The sequence below is a fragment of the Streptomyces sp. NRRL S-646 genome, from assembly GCF_000720765.1.
In the GTDB taxonomy this organism is placed as follows: domain Bacteria; phylum Actinomycetota; class Actinomycetes; order Streptomycetales; family Streptomycetaceae; genus Streptomyces.
This window is the reverse complement of record NZ_JODC01000015.1, coordinates 149453-168239: the sequence shown is the minus strand read 5'-3', so window position 1 is coordinate 168239 and position 18787 is coordinate 149453. Positions and strand designations below refer to the sequence as shown.

At 69.8% G+C, this 18787-nt stretch carries 19 protein-coding genes and 1 pseudogene; 7 read left to right on the top strand and 13 right to left on the bottom strand.

The window, feature by feature from the left end; all coding sequences use genetic code 11:
* Positions 1-221: 221 nt before the first annotated feature.
* Genes IH68_RS0135930 through IH68_RS56615 form a run of 3 tightly spaced genes read right to left on the bottom strand, consistent with a single transcriptional unit; the run spans position 222 to position 1310 of the window.
* Positions 222-644: a hypothetical protein gene (locus IH68_RS0135930; RefSeq protein ID WP_030943717.1), complete on the bottom strand. Its 423-nt coding sequence runs from the start codon at positions 642-644 to the stop codon at positions 222-224.
* Positions 641-1114, bottom strand: a complete 474-nt coding sequence (locus tag IH68_RS0135925; RefSeq protein ID WP_030943716.1) for a protease inhibitor I42 family protein — start codon at positions 1112-1114, stop codon at positions 641-643. Before IH68_RS0135925 ends, IH68_RS0135930 begins: the two co-directional genes overlap by 4 nt.
* A gap of 31 nt (positions 1115-1145) precedes the next feature.
* Positions 1146-1310, bottom strand: coding sequence for a hypothetical protein (locus IH68_RS56615; protein ID WP_159403772.1), 165 nt, complete (start codon positions 1308-1310; stop codon positions 1146-1148).
* Positions 1311-2198: 888 nt separating this feature from the next.
* Here IH68_RS56615 and IH68_RS0135910 point away from each other — a divergent pair.
* Both IH68_RS0135910 and IH68_RS0135905 read left to right on the top strand, forming a co-directional pair.
* Complete coding sequence (locus IH68_RS0135910) at positions 2199-2711, top strand: hypothetical protein (RefSeq protein WP_030943713.1); 513 nt, start codon at positions 2199-2201, stop codon at positions 2709-2711.
* Between the two features lie 48 nt (positions 2712-2759).
* Positions 2760-3179 carry a pyridoxamine 5'-phosphate oxidase family protein gene (locus IH68_RS0135905; protein WP_030943710.1) on the top strand — a complete coding sequence of 140 codons (420 nt, stop codon included), beginning with the start codon at positions 2760-2762 and terminating at the stop codon, positions 3177-3179.
* Here the strand turns inward: IH68_RS0135905 and IH68_RS50470 are convergent.
* The gene (locus tag IH68_RS50470; RefSeq protein ID WP_234341708.1) at positions 3134-3790 is read right to left on the bottom strand and encodes a nitroreductase family protein; all 657 of its coding nucleotides are present in this window, start codon (positions 3788-3790) and stop codon (positions 3134-3136) included. The genes IH68_RS0135905 and IH68_RS50470 overlap by 46 nt on opposite strands.
* Before the next feature lie 222 nt (positions 3791-4012).
* Here IH68_RS50470 and IH68_RS0135895 point away from each other — a divergent pair, with 222 nt between their 5' ends.
* Both IH68_RS0135895 and IH68_RS51975 read left to right on the top strand, forming a co-directional pair.
* On the top strand, positions 4013-4333 hold the full coding sequence (locus IH68_RS0135895; protein ID WP_234341707.1) for a hypothetical protein: 321 nt from the start codon (positions 4013-4015) through the stop codon (positions 4331-4333).
* A 10-nt stretch (positions 4334-4343) separates the two neighbouring features.
* Positions 4344-5909 carry a caspase family protein gene (locus tag IH68_RS51975; protein ID WP_051833895.1) on the top strand — a complete coding sequence of 522 codons (1566 nt, stop codon included), beginning with the start codon at positions 4344-4346 and terminating at the stop codon, positions 5907-5909.
* Positions 5910-5942: 33 nt separating this feature from the next.
* Here IH68_RS51975 and IH68_RS59245 read toward each other — a convergent pair whose 3' ends face one another.
* From IH68_RS59245 to IH68_RS0135880, 3 genes are all read right to left on the bottom strand, one after another.
* Positions 5943-6095, bottom strand: a complete 153-nt coding sequence (locus IH68_RS59245; RefSeq protein ID WP_078912758.1) for a helix-turn-helix domain-containing protein — start codon at positions 6093-6095, stop codon at positions 5943-5945.
* Positions 6096-6110: 15 nt separating this feature from the next.
* On the bottom strand, positions 6111-7634 hold the full coding sequence (locus IH68_RS0135885; RefSeq protein ID WP_030943701.1) for a serine/threonine-protein kinase: 1524 nt from the start codon (positions 7632-7634) through the stop codon (positions 6111-6113).
* Between the two features lie 138 nt (positions 7635-7772).
* A complete protein-coding gene (locus IH68_RS0135880) occupies positions 7773-8201 on the bottom strand; it encodes a MarR family winged helix-turn-helix transcriptional regulator (protein WP_030943698.1) in 429 nt (142 codons plus the stop codon).
* 62 nt (positions 8202-8263) lie between these two features.
* Between IH68_RS0135880 and IH68_RS0135875 the strand changes: the two genes are divergently transcribed.
* Positions 8264-9007: an alpha/beta fold hydrolase gene (locus IH68_RS0135875; RefSeq protein WP_030943695.1), complete on the top strand. Its 744-nt coding sequence runs from the start codon at positions 8264-8266 to the stop codon at positions 9005-9007.
* 159 nt (positions 9008-9166) lie between these two features.
* A complete protein-coding gene (locus IH68_RS0135870) occupies positions 9167-10645 on the top strand; it encodes an alginate lyase family protein (protein WP_107057575.1) in 1479 nt (492 codons plus the stop codon).
* A 51-nt stretch (positions 10646-10696) separates the two neighbouring features.
* Here IH68_RS0135870 and IH68_RS50465 read toward each other — a convergent pair.
* Both IH68_RS50465 and IH68_RS0135860 read right to left on the bottom strand, forming a co-directional pair.
* Positions 10697-12248: pseudogene (locus IH68_RS50465) on the bottom strand (MFS transporter).
* 53 nt (positions 12249-12301) lie between these two features.
* Positions 12302-13609, bottom strand: a complete 1308-nt coding sequence (locus IH68_RS0135860) for a DUF445 domain-containing protein (RefSeq protein WP_234341706.1) — start codon at positions 13607-13609, stop codon at positions 12302-12304.
* 219 nt (positions 13610-13828) lie between these two features.
* Between IH68_RS0135860 and IH68_RS0135855 the strand changes: the two genes are divergently transcribed.
* The gene (locus IH68_RS0135855; RefSeq protein ID WP_030943686.1) at positions 13829-15163 is read left to right on the top strand and encodes an SGNH/GDSL hydrolase family protein; all 1335 of its coding nucleotides are present in this window, start codon (positions 13829-13831) and stop codon (positions 15161-15163) included.
* Positions 15164-15256: 93 nt separating this feature from the next.
* Here the strand turns inward: IH68_RS0135855 and IH68_RS0135850 are convergent, their stop codons facing one another.
* Genes IH68_RS0135850 through IH68_RS0135835 form a run of 4 tightly spaced genes read right to left on the bottom strand, consistent with a single transcriptional unit; the run spans position 15257 to position 18744 of the window.
* Positions 15257-16093: a DUF1707 SHOCT-like domain-containing protein gene (locus tag IH68_RS0135850; RefSeq protein ID WP_030943683.1), complete on the bottom strand. Its 837-nt coding sequence runs from the start codon at positions 16091-16093 to the stop codon at positions 15257-15259.
* A 33-nt stretch (positions 16094-16126) separates the two neighbouring features.
* Positions 16127-17116 carry an ABC transporter ATP-binding protein gene (locus tag IH68_RS0135845; protein ID WP_030943680.1) on the bottom strand — a complete coding sequence of 330 codons (990 nt, stop codon included), beginning with the start codon at positions 17114-17116 and terminating at the stop codon, positions 16127-16129.
* Positions 17117-17129: 13 nt separating this feature from the next.
* The gene (locus tag IH68_RS0135840) at positions 17130-17894 is read right to left on the bottom strand and encodes an ABC transporter permease (RefSeq protein ID WP_199931965.1); all 765 of its coding nucleotides are present in this window, start codon (positions 17892-17894) and stop codon (positions 17130-17132) included.
* Between the two features lie 49 nt (positions 17895-17943).
* Positions 17944-18744 (bottom strand): ABC transporter permease, encoded by an 801-nt coding sequence (locus IH68_RS0135835; protein WP_030943676.1) that lies wholly within the window; start codon positions 18742-18744, stop codon positions 17944-17946.
* Positions 18745-18787 lie beyond the last annotated feature (43 nt).

The window sequence follows — 18787 nt, the reverse complement described above, 5'->3', positions numbered from 1 at the left end:
GGCCACTCCCGGCGTGCTGTCGGCACCGAAGTGGACGGGGGTTCCAGCGACAAGACGCAGCCCTGTCCCGGACGCGGTCACAGACGGAGGCGATGCGGTATGGGCCGGCCTCGCCGTCGTGGAAGGGTGAGTATCAGCGGTGGCTTGGTCTGCCGGGTGACCGGTACATCCCGCCAAAGCCATGCCGACGGCCAGGGCGGCCCAAGCAGCAGGCGCACGCTTCATGAACTGGTCTCCCCGGCCGCCCGAGCGCGGTGGACGTGCCGGAGGCCGAGGAGTTCGGCGACCGCCTCCAGCCAGCGGGCGGTTTCCTCGTCGCCGTCGATGCCGTCGGCGGCGGTGGACGCGGACTCCAGCCAGGCGCGCACCATGGACGCCGCCTCGTCGCCCGGTACCGGCTCGGGCAGTTCGGCCGCGTACCGGATGCCCCCGCTGCGTACCACCTTGGCGAGGAAGGCCACTGCCCGCGGCTGGATGCCGAGGCGGTCCAGCAGGACGGCGGCGCCCACCGCGCCGTCGCCGAAGAGGGCGGTGCGGTGCGGGCCGGCGAAGGAGAGGCCGTAGCGCAGCATCGCCGGGATGTCCGACTGCGCGAGGTCGTCGTCGGTCCGGCCGGGGGGCGGGGTCTGCGGCGCGGAGGTCATGGCTTCCTCACGGTGACGGTGAAGGTGTGGACGGTGGCCAGCTCATCCTTTGGAGGGGTGGGGCTGCCACTGGGGACGGGGGACGGGGTGACGGGACCGCCAGCATCGCCGCCGCCGGCGCAGGCACCGACCGGGCACTGGATGAGCCGGATCTTCGTCGTGCCCGGACCGACGGCCTTGAAGCCGAAGTAGTCCGTTCCGCTTCCGCTGCCGACGGCGTCGTCGTCGGCCTTGATCTCCTCCTGCTTGCCTGTCCTGCGGACGACGCCGGGGTCGGGCTTCGGCGAGGTCAGGTACCACCACTCCCCCATCGCGGTGTCGACCGGTACGGACAGCCTGAACTCCTTCCCCGCATCCACCTGTATGTGCTTGTCACCCAGCTCGTAGGTGTCCGGCCCGGTGCTGCCGCAGCCCGCGAGCACGGTCATCAGCAAGGCGGGGAGGGCGAGTCGGCGCAGGGCACTGGTCATGACGCTCACTTGTCGGTCGGCTGTCGGTCGGTCATCGGTCGGCGGGCAGGTGGACGGCGTACGCGTCGGGCATGCGGTTGTCGGAGGCCTTGACCATGTGGCCGTTGACGAAGTCGTCCTCGCTGACCCAGGTGGTCTGGCCCCACGGGTTGTAGAAGCAGGGCGGAGCACACGACGGCGCACGCCAACCCCGCATACAGCAGTGGCCCGGCCCAGAACCACACCGCTTCGGTGCTGTACCCGCTGGTCCAGTGGCAGGTGACGGATGGAGGGAAGCTGTCCACGCTCACCGAGGTCAGGTGGTACTCCCGTCCGGCGTCCATGTACACGCCGTCGCCGGTTGGGTCCGCGCATACGTCGAGCGGGTGCGTGAGGGCGAGGCCGTAGACGGTTCCGGCTCCGTATGCGGCGATCGCTGTCGCGGCTCCGATCACAGCCCAGCGGGTCGGCCGCGAGGGCTTCCTCCTGGTGACCCACAACGCGTACGGCAATACCCCAACGGCAAAGAGAAGGAGGGTTATTGCGGGCGGGCCGAAGGTCGCGAACAGGGACACCATGCGCCCTGACGGTACTGCGAGACTTCGAGCGGCCCTGGCCTTCCCGAGCAACTGCCGCCTCAGCTGCGAAAATCGCTGGGCGCCTGTCGGAGCAGGTGAAAGGCAGCCGCAGTGGAAAAGACTCTTGAGAAGACGCTGTTCGATCTAGTGCAGCAGCTGGGGGAGGGATGGATGGCGACCGGCGTGTCTTCGACCAGCTTGGGGCCTGGGAGCCGGAGGAGCAGGACGTGACGGTGCGCCGCCCCTGAGGGATGCCTCGGCGGCGCGTTCCTTGCAGGGTCTTCACATCTGCACCCAGTCGGATCGCCGGGCTTCACGCGTCGTTCGCCTCGCATGTTCAGCCAGGAGTCGAACCTTCCCGCTGGCGCCCTTCGGTCAGAAATCAGCACGTCCGCCTCGTCCTTTCGGCCGATCCGCCGGGCGCCTTCGGCTGCCTATGCTGCGCTGCGTAATCTTGAGAACGTCCGTGAGCGACAGCCCCACGGGGCGGGCCAGTTCACCCCAGCGAACCCGAAGGAACAGCGAACGTGTCGTTGAAGAACAGTCGTCTCAGGCTTGCTTCCGTGGCTCTCGTCGTGGCGGTCTCCGGACTGGCCATGGCCAGCCCTGCCATGGCAGCCACGCAGCACACCGTCGCGGGGGCGGTCGCGGGGTCGCAGGAGCAGGCGCCCGCCATACCCACCGGCTTCGTGGACCTGCCCACGAGCGCCCTCCCGGCCGACGGCGCGCAGCACGAGTTCACGGTCACCTACCGCAACGACTCGTCGGCGGACCGGACCGTCGCTCCCCAACTGCTGGTGGAGTCGCCGGACGCGGGGCCGTTCCTGGCTCCGTCGGACATCAGGCTGGAGCGCCGCAAGGCGGACGGCTGCTGGGAGGCCGTGCAGGTCGGCAGTCAGACCGGCACGCTGTTCACCGATCTCTCGACCGCGCGGCGCACGCTGCACGCGGGCGAGACCCTCACGCGGGTCTACCGGCTCACCGTCGTCAACCCGCAGGCCAAGGGCACGGTGGCCCCGAGGGTCGCGCTCTTCGACTGAGCCGAGCACTGAACCCCGTACTGGGCCCCGTGCCGATATTTTGGGCGAATGGACCGAAACGCCCTCGTCCACTTCATCCGCGCCCGCCGACTGGCCGTGCTGGCCACCACTGCGGCCGACGGCCGTCCGCAGGCCGCGGTGGTCGGGATCGCGGCGACCGACACGGGCGACCTCGTCTTCGATACGACGCGGAGCTCCCGTAAGTTCGCCAACCTCCGCAGGCAGCCGCGCGTGGCCCTGGTCATCGGGTTCGACTGGGGAGACGAGCAGACCGTCCAACTGGAGGGCGTGGCAGCCGAGATCACGCAGGACGACCCGGACGTGGCCGCGTACTACGAGCAGTTTCCGAGCGGGCGGGAGCGGGCGGCGTGGCCGGACATCGTCTACGTCCGGGTCAGGCCGGACTGGGGGCGCCACAGCGACTACCGCCCGGGAAGCTCCGGAGTACAGGAGATCCCGCTGTCCTGAACGGTTTCCTCAGGCGTGCCGCCCCCATTGCCCCCGGTGAATGACCTCGTCCGCGCCCCGCCGACGTTCCGCGACACGCCTGCTCTTCGGGGGCTGGTCGTCGGCACGGTAGCCGACCGTGATCCCACCGATGGGGGCGTACTCCTCGGGCACCCCGAACTCCTCCCGAAACGGCTGCAGATGCTCCGCATGATGCCGAAGAAGCAGGCGCCGAGCCCTTCGTCGACCGCGGTCAGCAGCATGAGGAGGGCCGCCATGCCGGTGTCGATGTGCCAGTAGGGCGCGGGCCAGCGGGCCTCGGCGCGGTCTTCCCAGCCCTTGTCGGGTTCGGCATAGCGCTCCAGGTACGCGGCCTTGTGGGCCAGGGGCACGACGACCAGCGGAGCGTCCTGCATGGTCGGCGTCTTCTCGACGCGGGTCGGCACGAACGGCCAGAAGCGGGCCCGGTCGGCGGGGGCGGTCAGGGCGAGAAATGCCCAGCCTTGCGAGAAGCCGGCCGAGGGCGCCCGGAGCGCGGAGGCGAGGATGCGCTCGATCACCTCCGGGGCCAGGGCCTTGTCGGAGTAGTGCCGGATCATACGGCGACGACGGACCACCTCGGAGAATTCCATGGTGGCGGATCCTGCCATGAACTCCCCGGCTGACAGGGGCTGTTGTGCGTCCCTTGCCGCCTCCTTCACCTCCTGCACAGCCCGTGTGCCACTTGTTCCCGGGAGAGGGCCATGAATTACCCTCCGTCTCCGTACAGTGGACTCAACGTCACTGATCTAGGGGAATCCGTGAGCTCAGCTGCCGAAACGTCCGCGTCTTCCGAGCCCTCCGAGCCGTCCGGCGTGCCTGCGTTGCCCTTCTGGGTGTCGTACGACGACCAGGACGGTCCACTCGATGACGAGGGCGACTCCATGGGCCTGTTCGGCGGCAGGGACGCCGAGGTGCGGCTGCGGAACGTACCCCTGGGTCCGTTGCGCAAGAACCTCGCCGATGCCGTGGACGCGTTGCAGCAGGTGTTCACCGAGGCCGCCGCGCGAGGCGGGCCTCTGCCGTTGCGGGAGGCGCATCTGTCGTTTCAAGTGACCGCGAGCGGTGGTGTGCAGTTCGTCGGTTCCGCTCAGGTGCAGCGCAGCCACGGCATCACGTTGGTCTTCAAGCAGTGAGCGGTGTCTGATGGCGCGTCACAGAGCCCTGCTCATCGGGGCCGGGCGCCACGAGATGCCGGGCATCTCGCCGCTTCCCTTCATCCCCGGTGACCTCGACCGTCTCGGCAAGGCGCTCAAGGCCCGTGGCTTCGACGACGTGCGGGTCCTGGCCGGGCTCGAAGGGCGCAGACAGGTCTCGCGGAACTTCGTGATGGGCCGGGTCAACGACTTTCTCGGGGACGCCGAGCCCGACGACACTTTGCTCATTCTGCTGAGCGGGCACGGCGTTCACGCCGGAGGACGCGACTACCTCGTACCCGAGGACATCGACGAGGGCACGCACCCCTTCGTCTCCGGGTGCGTGCCGATCGACTGGAGTGAGCACCTCGAGGCGACCTCTGCCGGTCATGTCGTGTTCCTGATCGACGCCTGCCGGGAGGGAATCGAGCAGGACTCGATGGGCGTCGCCGCCGTCAGACAGTGGAGCCGGCAGAAGGTGAGCGATGCGCTCCGTCGCAAGGTGGCCTACGTCTACGCCTGCTCGCCGGGGCAGTACGCGCTGTTCGTGCGCCCACAGGACTCGACCGTCGACCGTGCCGCCGGCGTCCGGGCCGGCGAATCGTTCAGCATCTTCTCCCGGTCCGTGTCGGACGTCGTCGCCACCCACCCCGCTGCCGCGGCGCTCGACCTCGGCCAGTTCCAGAACGCCGTACAGGAACGGATGAAGGAACTGCACCGCGCGTACCGGAAGAAGGGGGAGCCCCAGACTCTGCGGGTCGTCACCGACATCCGGTACGACGAGTTCAGCTTCCTGCCTCCGCCGAGGAGGAGGGTGAGGACGCGGCCGGCCCGTGACTCCGACTCCGGGACTTCCGCCGTGAGAGCGGACGCCGATACGACGACTGCCGGAAGCACTGCGATGGCTGTCGGTGCCGGAGGTGGCACATCCCGGCCGACGCAGCCGCCGCGCGGCATTCGGCGGGGCCGACAGCTGCTCTCCGCGCTGGCCCTGCTCGGCCTGCTCGGCGTCGCCGCCTGGGCGGCGGACACCTACCTCCACACCGGTGCCGACAACGGCACTGACAGGCTGCCGGGCAAGGCGTCGAACAAGGCCGATTCCGGCACCAACAGCCCGAAGAGCAGAGGTGGTTCACCGTCGGCGGAGGCGAACGCGGCCGCCGTCTCCGCACTGCACGACTGCACGCCGAGGTCTGTGGAATGGACCCTGCGGAGCCTGCACAACGCCTACGGCCCCGCTGACACCCCCACCCTGCTGCTGAGCGCGAAGAACTTCTCCGACACAGACTGCAAGGTCGATCCCGGGCCGAAGAGCGCGGTGTTGACGATCACCCAGGCGGGCGGTGACGACGAATACTGGTCCTCCGGCGACTGCCCCAAGGCCTCTGGCAGCGCGCCGGATCGGGTACCCGCCCACAGGGTCGTCACGTACACCGTGAAGTGGAACCGCGAGCCGAGTGCTCCGCAGTGCGCGAGACCGGCGACGCCTCCGGCCGGGGCAGGGACGTATCTGGCGGAGCTGACAGTGAGGCGTGGGTTCGGTACGGCGGAGACCTCATTCGTGCTGGACAAATAGGGATGGGCCGGAGGGGACCTCGCCGCCCGACCGTCAGGAATCGCGGAAGCTCAGCAGGTCCCCCGGCTGGTATCCCAGCTCCCGGCATATCGCGCCGAGCGTGGAGAAGCGGATCGCCTTCGCGCGGCGCCACCCAGAGAGACAACTCCAGCAGGCGCCCCTGGCGCCCTCCCTGCTGTTCGGCAATCCGGCACCGTGGGACTACGAAGTCGAACTCAGCCGGACCCCGTTGGCCGCGATGTCGAACACCGGCCGGTACTCGCCCCATTGGGCATTCGGAGCGGAGAGGTAGATCACGTACTGCGTACCGTCGGCACTGGCGAACGCCAGTTCCGCCGCGCGGAACTTACGGGCCCTGCCGTCGAAGGTGAACTCCCAGTAGCCCGCGGGCTGTCCGCGGAACGTGGTCTTGGTCATCCGCACGCGTTCGTAGCCGGGGTTGTCCCGACGGGTCTGGTCCTCTTCCGTCTCGCTCCAGTGCTGCACGGGGTCGGTGCCCGCGAACTGGACGACGTTGACCCTCAGGCCCACCAGGCCGGACTCGTCTATGTAGCCGATCTCGCCGCCCGGCAGCGTCTTACGGGTCCAGCCGTCCCGTACGGGAACGGAGATGCCGGTGTCCGCCTTCACCAGGTGGTAGCCGGTGGGCACGGCCGGGACTGTGGGGCTCGTGCTCGGAGACGGAGACGCGGTCGAGCCGGTCGTCCGGGAGGCGTGGCTGCCCTGTGCATCCGCGCCACCCTTCAGCCACCACGTGGCGCCGCCTGCCGCACAGGCGGCGAGCACCACCGCCGAGACCGCCAGCAGCGCCGTACGACGGCGGTTGCCGCCTCCCTTTCGCCCGGGAGCCTCGACGGTGCCGACGGGTTCCGGGCGCGTGGGGGGATCGAGGGGAGAGGTTCGGGTGGCCGTCACGTCGCCGAGGCGGCGTTCGACCTCGTGCACGTCCATGCGCTGTTCCGGCTCCTTGAGGAGCAGGCCCTCGATCACCGGGGCCAGGCCGCCGGCGTGGCGCAGGGGCTCGTACGCATCGGTTGCAATGGCGTACGCGGTTTCGATGGGGGTGGCGCGCTGGAACGGGTGGCGGCCCTCGACCACCTGGTAGAGCGTCGCGCCCAGGGCCCACAGGTCGGCGGCGGGGCCGGGACCGGTGCTCGAGGCTCTGAGGCGCTCGGGTGCCAGGTAGCGGATGGAGCCGATCAGTTCGCCGGACTTGGTGAGCGAGGACGTGCCCGACTCCATGGCGATCCCGAAGTCGGTGAGGACGATCCGGCCGTCGTCGGCGAGCAGGACGTTGGCGGGTTTGACGTCCCGGTGCAGGACTCCGGCGTTGTGGGCGGCGCGCAGCGCGGCGGCCATGGCGCGGCCGATCCGGGCGGCCTCGTGGGGCGGCAGCGCGCCCCGGCGCTTCAGGACGTCGCTCAGGGTGGCCGAAGGGATGTACTCCATGACGATGCACGGCAGGCCCTCGTCGTCGACGACGTCGTGCACCACGATCACGTTGGGGTGGGTGATACGGGCGGCGCTGCGGGCCTCGCGCCGGGTGCGCTCGTGGAGGGTGCGGACCTCGTCGTCGTGCAGGTGCGGCGGGATGTGCAGCTTCTTCACGGCGACGTGGCGGCCGAGCAGCTTGTCCTCGGCACGCCACACGGTGCCCATGCCGCCGCTGCCCACCCGCTCGACCAGCAGATACCGGCCGGCGACGAGCCGCCCAAGATCGGACACCGTGTCTCCTTCTGAGTCCCCTTCCGACCTCTCCTTCTGTGCTTCCCATTCGCGAACGAGAGAGAACGAGGGAGATCGAAGAGGCACGATAGCTCATTCGGCAACTCATTCGACTGAACGGGCGGGAGCGCCGCTCGGTCAGGGGTTACCGGCCGTTCCGTTCAGGCGTTGCAGCAGATCCAGCAGCGTCGCCCGGTCCGGCTCGGGCAGCGGCGCGAAGGCCTCGGCCAGCACCTCGTCGGCCACCTTGTGTCCGGCCTTCAGGATCCGTTCGCCTGCCGGTGTGAGGTGGTGTTCGATGCGGCGGCCGTGTCCCGGGCGGCGCTCGACCAGGTCCTGTGCGGTCAGACGGCCCACCAGGGTGCCGAAGGCCTGCTCGGTCTGGAAGGTGGCCGCGGCCAGTTCGCGTGCCGATGCGCCGGGCGTGCGGGCGATCGCGCGGAGCGCGTCCCACTGGGCGAGGGTGGTGCCGACCGTCGTCAAGGCGCTGTCCAGGGCGCGGTGTTGGCGGTACTGGGCTTGTTTGACCGCCCGGCCGAGGAGTTGCAGTTGCAGGTCAGCGTGCATGGAGGGAGTCTAGCTGAAAACTAAGCTAGCTTATATAAGCATCTTTAGTTAGTCTGGCGGGCATGACTACAGATCACAGCTCCGGCCGTCCCGTCCTTGTCCTCCACGGCGGCGGAGGCCCCGCCACCGTCGCAGGGATCGCTCAGCACCTGTCCCCTGCCGCCCGCGTCCTCGCCCCTGTGCACCCCGGCTGGGACGGCACTCCCCGCCCCGACTGGTGCACCGGGGTCGACGACCTCGCCCTCGCCTACCTCCACCTCCTCCAGGACCGCGACCTGCACGACGTCCTGGTCATCGGCTCCTCCCTCGGCGGCTGGATCGCGGCCGAGATGGCCGTACGGGACAGCGGGCAGCGGATCAGCGGGCTGGTGCTGATCGATGCGGTCGGTGTGTACGTCGAGTCCGAGCCGATCGCGGACTACTTCGCCCTCGATCCCCGTGCGGCGGCGGAGCTCTCCTGGCACGACCCGGACCGCTACTACATCGACCCTGCCGCGCTGCCCGCTGACCAACTCGCCGTCCGCCAGGCCAACATGGCCACCATGCGCGCGCTCGCAGGCGAGCCGTACATGCACGATCCGAAGCTGCTGCGGCGGCTGGGGCGTGTGCAGACGCCTGCGCTGCTGGTGTGGGGCGAGAGCGACCGGATCGTGACGCCCGGGTATGGGGCCGCGTACGCCGCCGCCTTCGGGAACGGGCGGCTCGAGGTCGTCCCCAAGGCCGGGCATCTACCGCAGATCGAGCAGCCGGAGGCCACCCTTGGCCTCGTCGAGGAGCATCTTCGGCGGACGACTCGCCACGTTTAGCTCCGCAGGTTGGGCCGGGATGGGGCGTGTTTTGTCTGCGGCGCCGTTGTGGCTGGTCGCGCAGTTCCCCGCGTCCCTCAAAGCCGTGCCCCGGCCCCGGTACGACGGCTGCCCGTCCAGTTTTCGTTATCGGGCCCCGCCCCGCCGCGTCTCCGTGCCATGCACGTGACACGACAGATCAGCCGCCGCACCATGCTCAAGGCCACGGGCGCCGCAGCCGGAGCCGTCGGCCTCGCCGCTGTCGCCACCCCCGCGGTGGCCGCGGGCGGGGCCTTCGCGCATCCCGGGCTCCTCCACACCGGCGCCGACCTCGCCCGTATGGCCGCCAAAGTGAAGGCCGGCGCCTCCCCCTACACCGCCGGGTACGCGAAGCTGACCGCCAACCGGCATTCGCAGAGCGACTGGACGCCCAATCCGCAGACCATCGTGTACCGGGGCGTGGAAGTGCGCCCTCCCAGCACGTGGCAGCAGAACTACGGGATCCTCTACAACGACATCCACGCCGCGTACCAGAACGCCCTGCGCTACCACGTCAGCGGCGACAGCGCCCACGCCGACACCGCCGTCGCAATCCTCAACGCCTGGTCGGCGAAGCTGACGAAGGTCTTCGGCAACGCCGACCGGTGGCTCCTCGCCGGGCTGCAGGGCTACCAGGCCGCCAACGCCGCCGAACTCGTCCGCGACCACAAGGACTTCCAACTCGAGAGATTCCAGAAGATGCTGCTCGACGTCTTCTACTCGGCGAGTGAGGACTTCCTCGTCCGCCACAACGGCACTCCCGCCCCCCACTACTGGCCCAACTGGGACCTGAGCAACATGGCCTGCGCGCTGGCCACGGGCATCTTCTGCGACGACCAGGCCAAGGTCGAGCAGGCCGTCGAGTACTTCAAGCACGGCGTCGGCATGGGCTCGATCAAGCACGCCATCCCGCTCGTGCTGGACGACGGGCTCGCTCAGTGGATGGAGGCCGGGCGCGACCAGGGGCACTCGCTGCTGGGCGTCGGCCTGATGGGCACCATCTGCGAGATGGCCTGGAACCAGGGCATCGACCTGTACGGCTACGACGACAACCGGTTCCTCAAGGGCGCCCAGTACGTGGCCAAGTGGAGCCTGGGCGGGAACGTGCCGTACACGCCCTACGCCCAACTGGACCATCGGCCGGGGATCCAGATGCCCACCGACGTCGCCCCCGCCGACCCTGCGCAGGTGCGGCCGGTCTGGGCCATGATCGCCAACCACTACACCAAGCGGCGCGGGCTGTCCGCCACCTACCTCACGCAGATCGCCGCCAAGTCCGCGCCCGAGGGCGGCGGCGGGGACTACGGGCCCAACAGCGGCGGGTACGACCAACTCGGCTTCGGGACGCTGGCATTCACCCGGGACAAGGGGGTGACCACTGCCGCCACGCCCACGCCCACGCCGTCGGCCTCGGCCTCCGACGCCGGATCCGGTTCGCTGCCCCGGACGGCGGCCACCGCGTCGGCCTCCGCATCCGCCTCCCCGGCCGGCGGCGACCTCGCGGCCACCGGTTCCGGGGACGCCGTCGGGTGGGCAGCCGCCGCGGGGGTCACCGCCGTCGCCGGTGGGCTGCTGTTCCTGCGGCGCCGTGACCGGGTCCGTCAGGGCGGCTCCCGGTGACCGCAGGCCGTATCCCTTCGGCGTCCCAGGTCATGGCCCTACGCCGCGGTCCTACGCCGTGGCCGGTCGCGACCTCCCCCGCCCCTCCTTCGCCGACCGGGCCTTCCCGGTCACCGTCGATGCCGCCGCCGTGAGCGGCTTCGCGATGTCCTCCAGGGAGCGGCGTTCCGCTCGTACCGCCAGGAACGCCGCGACCAGGCCCGCCGCGCACATCAGGGCCGCGCCGATCTGGAAGGCGAGGACCGTGTCGCCGACCTTGCCCGTGCCGGTGAGGTCGGCGAACAGCAGCGGGCCGCTGATGCCGCCGGCCGCGGTGCCGAGGGCGTAGAGGAAGGCGATGGACATCGCGCGGGTCTCCATCGGGAAGACCTCGGAGACCGTCAGGTAGGCGCTGGACGCGCCGGCCGACGCGAAGAACAGGACCGCGCACCAGCAGGCCGTCAGCGTGCCCGCGCTCAGCGAGCCCTGGTCGAACAGCCATGCCGTGCCGAACAGCAGCAGGCCCGAGATCAGGTACGTCGACGAGATCATCACCCGGCGGCCGACCGTGTCGAAGAGCTTGCCGAGCAGCAGCGGACCGCAGAAGTTGCCGATCGCGATCACCGCGAAGTAGTAGCCGGTGTCGCCGGTCGGGACGTCGAAGAAAGTCGTCAGGATCGCGCCGAAGCCGAAGGTGATCGCGTTGTAGAGGAAGGCCTGGCCGATGAAGAGCGAGAAGCCGAGGGACCGAGCGCCGGCGGTAGTCGGAGAACAGCGTGCGGGCGATCTCCCCGAAGGTCACGCTGCGGCGCTGGTGGATCGTGATCTCGCCCTCGGGGCGCTCCAGCGGCTGTCCCTTCTCCGCCTCCACCCGTTCCTCGATCGATGTCACGATCTCTTCTGCCTCACGGTCCCTGCCGTGGATCAGCAGCCACCGTGGGCTCTCCGGGACGTGGCGTCGTACGAGAAGGATCACGAACGCCAGGAGCGCGCCGAGGGCGAACGTCAGTCGCCAGCCCACGTTCTTCGGCAGGATGTCGGTGTTCAGCGCGACGATCGACAGCAGTGAGCCGCCCACCGCGCCGAGCCAGAAGCTGCCGTTGATGATCAGGTCGACGCGACCGCGGTAGAACGCCGGGATGAGCTCGTCGATCGCCGAGTTGATCTCCGCGTACTCGCCGCCGATGCCGAATCCGGTCAGGAAGCGGAAGGCGAAGAACCACCAGCTCGAGAAGGAGACGGCGGTCAGGGCGGTGGCCGCGAGATACACGGCCAGGGTGATCATGCTGTGCTATCTGGGGGACACCCCCAGACCCCCGTGCTTCTTCCGGCCCCACTTGTCGGTCAGCCGGCCCCAGAACAGGGCACCGGCACACGCTCCCGCCACATACAGGGCGGCCGCGATGCCGGTGACCTGGCCCGAGGAGATCGGCAGGCCGCTGCCGGACTCGGACAGCCGGCTCGCGATGTTGCCGACGACCGTGACCTCCAGGCCGTCGAGGATCCAGACGGTGCCGAGGCCGATGACGATCGTCCAGTGCCAGCGCGACCATGGGAGACGGTCGAGACGGGCGGGGATGTCGGTGGTCACGGTGCGGCCGGTGGCGGCCTGCGCTGTGGTCATGGGCTCCCTCCTCATTGAGCGGAACCCCGGCCGGGTGCCCGTACGCCGCCCCCTTACGCCCCCAGCGCCCGCGTCACCGTGTAGATCAACAGCCCCGCCAGCGAGCCCACCACCGTGCCGTTGATCCGGATGAACTGCAGGTCACGGCCGATGTGGGCCTCGATCTTGCGGGTGGTGTGCTCGGCGTCCCAGCCGGCCACCGTGTCGGTGATCAGGGAGGTGATCTCCTTGCGGTAGGTGGTGACCACGTACACCGCCGCGCCCTCCACCCAGCCGTCGACCTTCGCCTGCAGCTTGGGTTCCACGGCCATCCGCGCGCCCAGCGACAGCAGCGAGGCCCGCACGCGCAGCCGCAGCTCGCTGCGCTCGTCCTCCGCCGCCGACACGATCATCGACCGTACGGCGGTCCAGGCGGACGCGATCAGGTCCTGCACCTCGCCGCGGCCCAGCACCTCGCCCTTGAGGCGCTCCACGCGCGCCCGGGTGTCCGTGTCGGACTGCAGGTCGGAGGCGAAGTCCGTCAAGAACCGGTCCAGCGCCCCACGCGCCGGGTGGGTGGGCATGTCGCGCATCTCGGTGACGAAGCGGAGGAGTTCCTTGTAGACGCGCTCGCCGACCCTCTTGTCGACGAAGCGCGGGGTCCAGCCGGGGGCGCCGCCCTGGACGGCCTCCATGATCTCGGTGTCGTGCCAGACCAGCCAGTCGTGCGCCCGAGTCACGATCAGGTCGACGACCCGTTTGTGGCCGCCGTCCGCGACGACCTTCTCCAGCATCTTCCCGATGCCGGGTGCGATCTCCTGGGCGTCCGCGCGCCGCGTGATCGCCTCGCCGACGACCGCCTGCACGTCCGAGTCGCGCAGCACCGTCAGCGCACCCCGCAGCGCCGCCGACAGCTCGGCCGTCACCCGGTCCGCGTGCTCGGGGTCGGCGAGCCATGCGCCCAGCCGGCTGCCGATGCCGACGGCGCGCAGCCGCTGTCGTACGACGTCCTCGGAGAGGAAGTTCTCGCCGACGAACTCGCCCAGGGACACCCCGAGCTGGTCCTTCTTGGTCGGGATGATCGCCGTGTGCGGGATCGGCAGACCCAGCGGGTGCCGGAAGAGGGCGGTGACCGCGAACCAGTCGGCGAGCGCGCCCACCATGCCCGCCTCGGAGGCCGCGGCGACATAGCCCGCCCAGGGTCCGGCCCCTGCGTTGTCCGCCCACTTGGCGAGGACGTACACCAGCGCCACGAAGAGCAGCAGTCCGGCCGCGGTGAGCTTCATGCGGCGCACCCCGCGCTGCTTCTCCTCGTCGGCGGCGCTGAACGTCGTCATCGCGCGGGCGGTGACACCCTTCTCAACCGGATTCGTGCGCTCCATACACTCCACCCGTTCGTGATCCCCTGCACACATTGTCCCTTCCTGACCGACTACTGGAACGGAACGAGAGTTCCCGGCGTCTGAAAGGAGGGGGAGGCTCTTCGTGAACTCCGGTGGCCCAAAGGGGGGTCCTGTTCGGCCACCCCTCACCCCATGCCGCATCATGGGGTGATCACTTCGGAGCCTCGGGCTCCACTTGCCCGAGGAGACCCGCACCGCATGACCAAGCGTCACGGTTATGCCCTGCTTTCCGCGATCATCGCCGTGATCGTGGGCCTTTCAACCGCCATATACGTCGGGGTCGCAGCCGACGACGGCAACACCAGCACCAACGCACTCGGCAGGGGAGGCGCCCCGCGCAACCCCGCCGCCCCCGCCTCGACCGGCATCTGGGTCGGCTCCTGGTCGGCCTCCCCGGCCGGCGCCGAGCCCGGCACCGAGACGTTCGGCATGGCGGGTCGCTCGGTCCGCAACGTCGTGCACACGAGCGTGGGCGGTACGAGTGCCCGTATCACCCTCTCCAACCTCTACGGCCAGACGGCGCTGACCGTCACTCACGCCTCGATCGCCGTGGCCGTCGCCTCCGACACCGCGGCGGCGTCCGCGGACACCATGCGGCGGCTGACCTTCGGCGGCAGCACCACGGTCGTCATCCCGGCCGGACAGCAGGTCCTGAGCGACGCCGTCCGCATCGTGATCCCCGAGGGCAGCGACGTACTGGTCACCACGTACTCCCCGAGCCCCTCCGGCCCGGTCACCTACCACCCGCACGCACGTCAGATCTCCTACGTCGCCGAGGGCGACCTCACCGAGGACGTGACCGGCACCGGCTACACCGAGCAGACGCCGTTCTGGCGCTACCTCACCGCGCTGGACGTGCTGAGCAACGAGTCGGACGGCACCGTCGTCGCGTTCGGCGACTCCCTCACCGACGGTATAACGTCCACGCAGAACGCCAACCACCGCTGGACGGACGTCCTTTCGGAGCGGCTGCGCACGGCCATCAGGTCCGGCCAGGACCTGCCCCGCTACAGCGTCGTCAACCAGGGCATCAGCGGCAACCAGGTCCTTGCCAACGGCCTGGGCCGCCCCGCCGACAACCAGAGCGGCCTGGGCCGCTTCTCCCGTGACGCCCTCGCCCGTACGAACGTCAAGGTCATCGTCATCGACCTCGGCGTCAACGACATCCTGCGCAACCCTCGCCTCGCCGACCCGGACAAGATCCTCGACGGCCTGCGCACCCTGGTCCGCCAGGCCCACTCCCACGGCATCAAGGTCATCGGCGCCACCCTCATGCCCTTCCAGGGCCACCGCGGCTACACCCCGGCCCGCGAGGCGGTACGGGACCGGATCAACGCGGAGATCCGCTCGGGCCGCGTCTACGACGCGGTCGTCGACTTCGACAAGGCCCTGAGGGACCCGTACAACCCGCGCCGCCTCCGCTCCGACTACGACTCGGGCGACCATCTCCACCCGACGGACAAGGGCTTCGCAAGGATGGCCCAGACCTTCGACCTGAACGAATTGAAGGGCTCGGCACCGGCGGAGCTGTAACCGGCGGAACCTGCGGGCAGGCTTGCCGCCTGGGGCGGCACGCGGCAAGCGCCGACAAGCGCCCCCCGCCGTCACCCCAGCCTCACCGCCGGTTCAGTACTCCCCGTCCCGCCGCCGATCCCGCCGCTCCCGATGCCGCTCCCGCCGCTCCTCATGGCGCTCCCGCCGCTGCTCGTGCAGATCACGCCGCCATTCCCGATGCTCCTCCAGCATCCGCCGATGATCCGCGAACCCCTCGCCCAGCGACTGCGACCCCCCACGATCCAGCTTCCCCTGCCGCCGCTCCTCCTTCAGCCGCCGCCGCTCCTCCCGCGTCAGCTTCCGCTCGACCCCGACCCCACCCCAGAACGCAAACCCGTTCACGATCACGCGCGGAGCGCCCGGCTCCCCCGGCACGCCTTCCTCCCTGTGGTCGAACCCGCCCATGATCCCGATGCCCCGCACCACGACCTCGACCCCCGGCGGCACGATGATGTTCACCCCGCCCATGATCGCAACGCAGTTGATCTCGACCTCGTGGTCGGCGAAGTTCGCCTCGCGCAGATCGATCTCCCCGCCGCCCCAGAAGGCAAAGCAGTTGAACACCTTCGGCACGGTCCAGCGCCCCTTGCGCTGGAACCCCGACATCACGGCGACGGCCCACGAGGACGACCCCTCACCGCCGAGGATCCGCCCCGCCCAACTCCCGCTCTGCACGGGCTCCTTGACCAGCGACACGGGAGGCGGCGGGGTGACCCCGGCGACCGGCAGGTCACGGGTGATCGGCGTCAGTTCGCCGTAGGTCCGCGCCTTGTAGGTGGCCTCCAGCCGCTCCTCGAACTCCTCCATGTCGAGACGCCCCTCCGCGAGGGCGTCCCGCAGGACCTCGGCGACTCGTTCACGATCGGCGTCGGATGCGCGGAGCTCCGGGACTGCGGCGTCGTCGGTCATACAAGGCAGCCTACGAGTTCGCCCGCCTCGCGGCTACGAGACCGCTTTCTCCGCCTGTCCCGGGGCCGAACCGGCATACATTTTCGCGATGACATCCTCGATGTCCGGCTCCCGCACCGACAGATCCGCCAGCGGATACTCCGCCGCGATCCGCGCCACGAGCGCCGCCGCCGACTCCCCCGCGGGGAACGCCAGCCACTGCCGCGGCCCCTCCACCTTCACCACCCGGGCGGGCGCCGCGTCGATCGGCGCCGTCTCCCGCTCCAGGTCCACCACCAGGGTGCGTTCGCTCTCCCCCACCTCGTGCAGCCCGGCGAGCGCACCGTCGTACATGAGCCGCCCGTGGTCGATGACCATCACGCGCGAGCACAGCTGCTCGATGTCCTGCAGGTCGTGAGTCGTCAGCAGCACGGTGGTGCCCCGCTCGGCGTTCAACTCCCGCAGGAAGCCCCGTACCTTCGCCTTGGAGATGACGTCCAGCCCGATCGTCGGCTCGTCGAGATACAGCACCTCCGGATCGTGCAGCAGTGCCGCCGCGATGTCCCCGCGCATCCGCTGCCCGAGGGACAGCTGCCGTACCGGAACGTCCAACAGCTCGCCCAGTTCGAGGAGTTCGACACAGCGGTCGAGGTTCTCGCGGTAACGGGCGTCCGGGATCCGGTACATGCGGTGCATCAGCCGGTACGAGTCGATCAGCGGCAGGTCCCACCACAGCGTCGTACGCTGCCCGAACACCACCCCGATGCGGTGCGCGAGCCGCGTCCGCTCGCGCGAGGGGTCGATGCCCGCGACCCGCAGCCGGCCACCGGAAGGGGTCAGAATCCCCGTCAGCATCTTGATCGTCGTCGACTTCCCGGCGCCGTTCGGGCCGATGTAGCCGACCATCTCGCCGCGCGCCACCGTGAAGGAGATGCCGTCGACGGCGCGCACCTGCCGCCGCTCACGCTTGAGGAAGCCGGTCTTCTTGCGTACGTCGAAGACCTTCTCGACGCGGTCCAGTTCAATGAAGGCGTCCGTCGTCACCCTGCTGACTCCCCTAACTCCCCGTGCTCCGATACGACCTGAGCCCGGCCCGCCATGCCAGACCGGACAGCGCAAGGCACGCCGCCGCCACCAGGGGCGGCGCGAAGGCCACCCACTGCGGCAGCCCGAGCGGCATCGGCCGCCCCAGCACATGGGCGGCGGGCAGCCAGGTGACGAAGGCCAGCGGCAGCAGGAACGTCACCCCGCGCACCAGCTCCCTGCCGAACACCGTCGGCGGATACTGCAACAGCGTCGCGCCGCCGTACGTGAACGCGTTCTGCACCTCGGAGGCGTCCTGCGCCACGAACTGGAAGGCCGCGCCCGCCACGAACACCGCGCAGAAGATCCCCGCACCGCTCACCACCATCACCGGCATCAACAGCACCTTCAGCGGCGTCCAGTGAATGTCGACGGCAGTCAGCGCATACCCGAGCACCAGCGCGCCCTGCATGATCCGCCCCAGCCGGCGCAGCGCGAAACGGTCGGCCGCGACCTGCGCCAGCACCGGCGCAGGACGCACCAGCAGCGTGTCCAGCGTGCCGTCGCGCACCCGCTGCCCCAGCCGCTCCATCGAGCCGATCGCCAGATCCGCGAAACCGAACGCGACACTCGACAGGCCGTACAGGAAGGCGACTTCGGGCAGCGGCCAGCCGCCCAGCACCTTCACCCGCGAGAACATCAGCAGGATGCCCACGAAGTCCAGCGCGGTCACCGCGAAGTTCGCGAACGTGGTCATCGCGAAGGACGCCCGGTACGCCATCGTGGAGCGGATCCACATCCCGCCGATCAGGCGGTAGGCCCGCAGCCCGTCCACCACCCGGCCCACCTCAGCCACCCTGAACGACCACCCTCCGCGTCGCCACCGACTGCAGCAGCCGCCCGGCCCCCAGCAGCACCACCGCCCACGCGCCCTGGAAGGCGAACGTCCCCCACGGATCGGCCTCCCCGAGCAGCACGTCCGCCGGCTTCTGCAGCAGCGCCGACCACGGCAACTCCCGTACGACATCGCCGAGAGCGCCCGGGAACACATTGAGCGGCAGCATCATCCCCGAGCAGAAGAACCCGGCGAGCATGGTCATGTGCGTCACGCCGGTGCCGTCCATCAGCCAGAACGTCAACAGCGCGACCAGGTACCGGATACCGAAACCGACCACCATGGCCAGCACCAGCGTCACCAGGAACGCACCCCAGGTCGCCACGTCCCCCGGCAGCGCCACCGGAAAGACCAGCGCACCGAACACGAACGGGATCACACCCCGCCCGAGCAGCTGGAACAGCGCGCGCCCCACGTCGGCCGCCAGCCACCACAGTTGAAGATCGGCGGGCCGGTACAGGTCGATCGCGACGTCGCCTGTCCGGATCCGTTCCATCAACTCGCCCTCGATCCCGCCACCCCCGATCGCGAGCGCCGCGAAGATCGCCTGCCCCAGCCACACATAGGTAACTGCCTGCGCCTGGTCGTACCCTCCGAGGTGCGGCTTCTCGTCCCACAGCGCCAGATAGGTGTAGACGAGGATCAGCCCGAAGACGGTGTTGGTGAACACCCCTGCCGCAGTGGCCGCCCGATACGTCGCGTAACGTCTGAAACCGCCCGCTACGACGGCCGCGTACAACCGTCCCGAGCCCACGTCAGTCAACCTCCCGGACCGCCCGACACCGAAGCGCAGGAGC